Origin of the sequence: Prevotella sp. HJM029 (genome assembly GCF_000599605.1) — a bacterium.
Taxonomy (GTDB): Bacteria; Bacteroidota; Bacteroidia; order Bacteroidales; family Bacteroidaceae; genus Prevotella.
The window spans coordinates 1-5755 of record NZ_AZHT01000123.1; the positions used below are offsets into that span (position 1 = coordinate 1).

Here is a 5755-nt window from a genome sequence, read left to right on the forward strand (position 1 = left end):
TCCGAGAGTGAAGTTATGAAGAGAACTGGAAAGTTCCAAGCATTCGGAGAGTGCTTGCATAATGTTGCGTTCATTGGCAATGAAGTTCGCACAGATTTTTATGGAGACAGGAAAAGAAATGACTGATTTAAACACGAATTAAGTCAAAACTGGATATAAAATAGCAAGGAAAGACTGAGATAGAAGTGTACCACTTGCGCATGTTTGCAATATTCTGCACTGATATTGCAAACGATAGAATCAGTACGGAAATATGGTAGCGTTTGTCCATATCGAAAGTGCCATAAGCTGCCAGTTGAACAAACGCTGATTGAATTGGACATGCACCGCCCTATCTTTGCGCCAAACGGACGGTGAAAGAAGAAAACAGGGTAAGAATGCGCAAACGACTGCCGATAAAATGCGTTAGCTTTTCCTTCAACTTCCCGATGTTTCCCTACTGTTCCCTACTGCTTTGAAGTGTGATAAACTCATCATACTTTTGCAGGCAGAAACATGCGATGAAACGCAGAACAGACAAAGGTGTTGTCAATACCAATAAGAAAGAATTACAAACAAAATAACAATAAAACTATGGGATATCTTATCATTACGGATTCAAATTGGGCAAGACTGAGGGACGAGATACTCAATCTTGCCGAGACCTGCCGCAAGGCATTCGGGGAACAGAGCAGACATACAGACTGGCTGCACAACGGTGATGTATGTAAGTTGCTTAATATCAGCAAGCGTACCTTGCAGCACTATCGGGATACAGGCGTGCTGCCCTTTGCCCAAGTAGGACATAAGTGCTATTACAAGCGTGAGGATGTGGAGCAATTGCTCCAAACCAAAACAGAGAAATCAAAAACGGATAAAACTAATATCAACAAATAAACATGAAGAATATAGAACAGGTAAGAGGCTTAAACATGAAGGCTGACGACATGCAGGTGGTGCTGTCCGCTATCAGCGGAGTAAGCAAGAGAATTAAGGAAGTAGCACAGACACACAAGCCACTGTTTGGTGGAGAACATTTCCTCACAGGTAAAGAAGTATGCGAGAGGCTGTATATCAGCCCCCGCACCCTGCAGGACTATCGGGACAGGAGGATTATTCCCTATACACAGTTCGCAGGGAATATACTCTATAAGGAGTCAGAAATAGAGAGGATACTAAAAAATAACTATAGGGAATAAGATGAAGATGGAATATTGACAATACTATATGGCACCTACATCTTTAATTCTCAGGTAAACCAATTTCTGGGTTGAATTTTACAGAGACTTTTCTATTCTGAACAATATTTATTTGTCCATTATATGCAATATTAGATTCATCATATTTCATATTTGGGTTAGCATAGTAAACCTTTAGTTTATAATTACCAGAAGGCAATTTACTCATCTTAAAACGAACATCATATTTGCAAATGCAATCGGCAAGTGCATCAAGCACATTATGGTACACGATAAGGGTTATCTGATTATCTTGATTAGCGATATTCACATAAATATTTTTTACGGCACAGTTAGCTTTCACATCTTCCAACATACATTGGGCAACACCGTCTTTATCCAACTCTATACTTAATATTGCTGGCATAGCATTGTTTTCTGCATAGAAGTCAGGACGTGTATCTGTCGGAGAGATGCTTAACTTACAATTAGAATTTGCAACATCATAAATTCTTAATGGCTCAAGAGATACCTTCTCAGAGGAACATGCAGATAATCCACAGAAAAGGATTAGGCTGTAAAATACTTTTTTCATAATTACAAGGATTTTATATGTTGATATTTATATAAACGTAATTACAAGTTATTTCTTGCTTATATTATTACGTATTTCTGTTATTGCTGAAATCCGCAATAAAGACATACATTTTATGGATAGTGTTTACTATTCAATCAACTTTCCGTGTTTTTTGAGTATTGAGAGAAACTCTCCCCATTCTGCCGCTCTTTTTTCTTTTGTTTTTTGAATGGCCTTGTTCTCTTTAACATATTGACTATTGTCCTCAATATTGCGTGGGTAACAGTCACTCAGATAAAACTTGCCAGATTCTGAAACTAATGATAAGTCTGTGAAAATTTGGCTATTAAAAGAAGATACAAATGTTGAGATATGGAGTAAAACCTTACCATACGAATGTATTTCGATGTTACGGTAAATGGGAAAGATCTGACTTATCGGCTCAAAATCCTGGAAGATAATCTCACGGGTCTGCGCGTTGAAAGACTTGATGTTGTCAAGTGTAAAAAGATAGGAGCTTGGAGCAGCTCTTGTCATTCGGGTTGTCCCTATAGCAAACAATTCTGTTCTCGAAACTTGCATTGTGGGAGTTGAAACCGGCTCATCTTCATTGCTGCAACCAATAAACAACAATGATGACAAAATGAGCACTTGCAATACACAAAAGTACTTTTTCATAATTTGTCGAATTTAATTAGTTATTAAAATATTAATGGACACCAATTGCCTTCATATACTTCTTTATTTCTGACATTAAGGAATAAACATGGCTGACACTTTCTATGCCCAAAGTATGATTAGTCTCATACCTGTTTTCAACCATATCAGCAAATGTCTTGATTTCGGAGAAGAATCCTTGGGAAACGATTTGGTTATTCCCAATCATTGGAACAAAGCCGTTTCTTCCGTATAGATTGACTACGGTTGTATTGTTTCGGAATATTTTCTCCAACGGAACGCCCAACACTGCAGAGCGTCTCGGTGTGAAATCGAGTTGCTCCATGTTTTCCAACATATAAAGTCCTTTATCTGTACTGATATTTAGCTGTTCCCGTGCTTCTTGCCAAGAATAATCTGTTGATAGTTCCAACATACCTGTTATATCTTGGTGCTCCAATACAAGAAATAAAGTTTGGGCGCCATCTCTACTGCGAATGACATCCAAGCTTTTTATCTTTGCCTCTCCAAAAAGGAATGTTACATAGTCAAGAGGATGGATGAACAGGTCAAGCAGGGCATCACCCTCTGGGTATAGCCCCGTAAGATAGCGATAATGATAATGTCGTTTGCCATCACCTTTCAATCGCTTTTGCAGAATTTGAGTGGCAGGAGCAAAACGTCTTTGCAGTCCGACAACGATATGTTGTGAGCCATATAGCATGATAGTATCGATCAAAGACTTTAATTCTCTTTCATTCTCACATGGCGGTTTTTCTATAAATAAGGATTTCCCAGCTTTGATAACTTCAGTTGCTATATGAAAATGTGAATGTGGATGAGCAGCCACAAAGACTCCCGAAACCGTATCATCATTCAGAATATCTTGTAAAGATGTAGTTCCCTTGACTCCCTTGTATTTTTGAGAAATCAGCTCGGCTTTCTTCTCTGAGGTACAGCAGATATATTTCAGGGGTAATTGAAGATACTGTATGACGGGCAACAGGTTATTTGCACAATGACTGCCGAGACCTACCAGCGCATACTGCTGCGTGTAGGTATGGCACAGTTCCCTCATACTGCGCATGCTCTTGTATCTGCTTATGATGTTATCTAAATATCCCATTTTAGCTATGCTGTTATTTGCTTGAAATGTTTCTTATAGGTGGTTTGTCTGTCGCTGGTCCATTGATATTTCCTATAAAATAACTCTATCAATCGCTTGGGAAACATTTTCTCCAGATTTCTCAACAGGATAATATCGTACTTACGATGATAGTTGATCCAGCATTGATTACATTCCTTGGAGTGTTGGCATTGAATTTTGCACGTATTCCTTGAATTGAATATCTCATCGAGTGTATTCTCGTGAATATTATCCAAGATTACATCTAAATTCTGGCATAAGGGGACATCCCCATTAGAATGGATGACCAATTCACTGAATATGCTATGACACCGTAACTTCAGTCTATTATTCTTCCACTCGTCATACAAAGCTACAAAGTCAAAGTTCTCATATGTTTGATGTATGGAAGAGGGTATCTGGCTGATGAAATCCGCATCATTGGATTCTATTAAATCTTTGGTTGTGTCGAAGAATGACATTGTGCTGTAAATGCCAATACGTACATCAATGTTATATTGTTTAGCACAATCTATGACATACCTCATATCCTCAAACGAGTTCCATGGAGAAAGACAAAACATTAGGGAGATAGGCACGATGTCTTTACATGCCTCTATAACCTTAATCACTTTATCATACCCATCTCTCCCACGCATATAACGATAGGTTTCTCTATTACCGTCAAGTGATATGTATAGATGTTTAGGGTGATGATTTTTTACAGCAGAAATTACCTTGTTCGTTGCAAGGCAGTTGGACAGCAATGTATAATTAGGATGGTTAGTATCAAACCATTCTAATATATTGTCCGCTTCGGGATGGAGGATAAACTCACCTCCTTCCAAACCTACTATCGTGCTTTTTGTTACACATTTACTATTCATTATTCTGATAATATCAACCAGACTTAGATTTTCTGTAGGTTTTTTCCAAATGGAACAGTGTTTGCAACGAGACTGACAACTTGTTGTGGAATATATCATTAAAGAGGTAAGTTCCTTATGCTGTCTGCGTACTACATTGTTGACAAATACCATTCCATTGTGGATGTAGTCATAAATACTGTACATCTTTTTTAAAGTTTTGTCTTTTACTGTAAGAGTAGAAAACAAAAAAAAGACTGCACAGTTTTGTAACTTTTTTATCAATTCATTCTCTCCATTTACCAAGTAAGCCGTAATCCGAATGGTACGGTAATAATAAACGGATGCTCTGTACGGTAAGTTTCGAGACTACTACCATTTCTAAAATAATAGAACATATTTGGTTCTATATACAAGCTGAAAGGTTTGAATAGCTTGTACTGCACACCGATACCCAAGTTAACGGACCACTGATAACGTGGCTTGATGTCACCCTTCAGAGTGTACGACGAGTCGGATGTTATGATATATTTCTTATCAAGCGAACTATGGACTGGCACCTCGAATGTCACACCACCGGTTGTATAGGCATTGAAGCGACCTTTTCCCCATATACGATAGGTCAATCGTAATGGTATGCCTATATAATCAATTTTCTGACTCTTCAACAAAGTCGCACCATTAAACTCGCTCTCAAAATCAGACTTCAACCTTGTATAGGTCAATCCTGTGCCAAAAGTCCAATGCTGACTTAATTGCTTATTAAGCGATAAACCAAATATTTTTGGGCGGTAGTGATGCGCCTTCTCACCTAAAGACGCATTGCCCTCTGTTGCATTATTCAGTGCAATCCATGACATTTTTGCCCTCTCTACAGAATCCATCAGCGCATTGTTCCTGACTAAATAATTTACATAATCATCCCAGGTATATAGTTTGGCAGCCGCACCGCCGTTAGCATAATCTACCACCGAGAGATAGTTCAAATTAGACATAGCTCCATTGGCTCCAGCATTGGAGGAATAGCCGAAGTTGAATGTCCACGGGTATTTCTTCTTATGGTTTACATCGAGGTTCATGTTTCCATTCGATGCCAACATTTTATCTTCTGAAATTTGTGGAATACGGAGCACGGAGTCGTCTATACTGATTTCACCAGTAGCCAAATACTTTGGCAAGGAATCTACATGGAAGAATACTGGCTGCTGCTCTGATTCAACACTGTCTGTTATGATCTGTGAAGAAATATCTTCAGTAGGAATAGTCTTTTTTACCAAAACACGCCTATCATTTCCAATAGCGCTTGAAGGTATAGAATACCTTGGCTGCCCATTCTTTTGAGAAGCAGCTCTATTTTGTTGAACTCGTTTTG

At 38.5% G+C, this 5755-nt stretch carries 7 protein-coding genes; 2 read left to right on the forward strand and 5 right to left on the reverse strand.

All coding sequences use genetic code 11. The features are described from left to right. Window positions 1-573: 573 nt before the first annotated feature. Complete coding sequence (locus X919_RS0106030) at window positions 574-876, forward strand: helix-turn-helix domain-containing protein (protein WP_028899405.1); 303 nt, start codon at window positions 574-576, stop codon at window positions 874-876. An 11-nt stretch (window positions 877-887) separates the two neighbouring features. Beyond that, a complete protein-coding gene (locus X919_RS0106035; RefSeq protein ID WP_028899406.1) occupies window positions 888-1178 on the forward strand; it encodes a helix-turn-helix domain-containing protein in 291 nt (96 codons plus the stop codon). Window positions 1179-1221: 43 nt separating this feature from the next. Here the strand turns inward: X919_RS0106035 and X919_RS0106040 are convergent, their stop codons facing one another. From X919_RS0106040 to X919_RS0106060, 5 genes are all read right to left on the reverse strand, one after another. Beyond that, window positions 1222-1752, reverse strand: coding sequence for a hypothetical protein (locus X919_RS0106040; protein WP_028899407.1), 531 nt, complete (start codon window positions 1750-1752; stop codon window positions 1222-1224). Between the two features lie 129 nt (window positions 1753-1881). Next, window positions 1882-2412, reverse strand: a complete 531-nt coding sequence (locus tag X919_RS0106045; protein ID WP_028899408.1) for a hypothetical protein — start codon at window positions 2410-2412, stop codon at window positions 1882-1884. Between the two features lie 31 nt (window positions 2413-2443). Continuing rightward, a complete protein-coding gene (locus X919_RS0106050; RefSeq protein WP_028899409.1) occupies window positions 2444-3517 on the reverse strand; it encodes a Gfo/Idh/MocA family protein in 1074 nt (357 codons plus the stop codon). Between the two features lie 5 nt (window positions 3518-3522). Next, window positions 3523-4590 (reverse strand): radical SAM/SPASM domain-containing protein, encoded by a 1068-nt coding sequence (locus X919_RS0106055; protein ID WP_028899410.1) that lies wholly within the window; start codon window positions 4588-4590, stop codon window positions 3523-3525. A gap of 92 nt (window positions 4591-4682) precedes the next feature. After that, the coding region (locus tag X919_RS0106060; RefSeq protein ID WP_028899411.1) for an outer membrane beta-barrel protein at window positions 4683-5755 on the reverse strand (1073 nt) is incomplete at its 5' end.

Excerpts from the sequence above, each read along its gene's own strand:
- X919_RS0106030 (WP_028899405.1), top strand. The coding sequence starts at position 574 with ATGGGATATCTTATCATTACGGATTCAAATTGGGCAAGACTGAGGGAC.
- X919_RS0106040 (WP_028899407.1), bottom strand. The coding sequence starts at position 1,752 with ATGAAAAAAGTATTTTACAGCCTAATCCTTTTCTGTGGATTATCTGCA.
- X919_RS0106045 (WP_028899408.1), bottom strand. The coding sequence starts at position 2,412 with ATGAAAAAGTACTTTTGTGTATTGCAAGTGCTCATTTTGTCATCATTG.
- X919_RS0106050 (WP_028899409.1), bottom strand. The coding sequence starts at position 3,517 with ATGGGATATTTAGATAACATCATAAGCAGATACAAGAGCATGCGCAGT.
- X919_RS0106055 (WP_028899410.1), bottom strand. The coding sequence starts at position 4,590 with ATGTACAGTATTTATGACTACATCCACAATGGAATGGTATTTGTCAAC.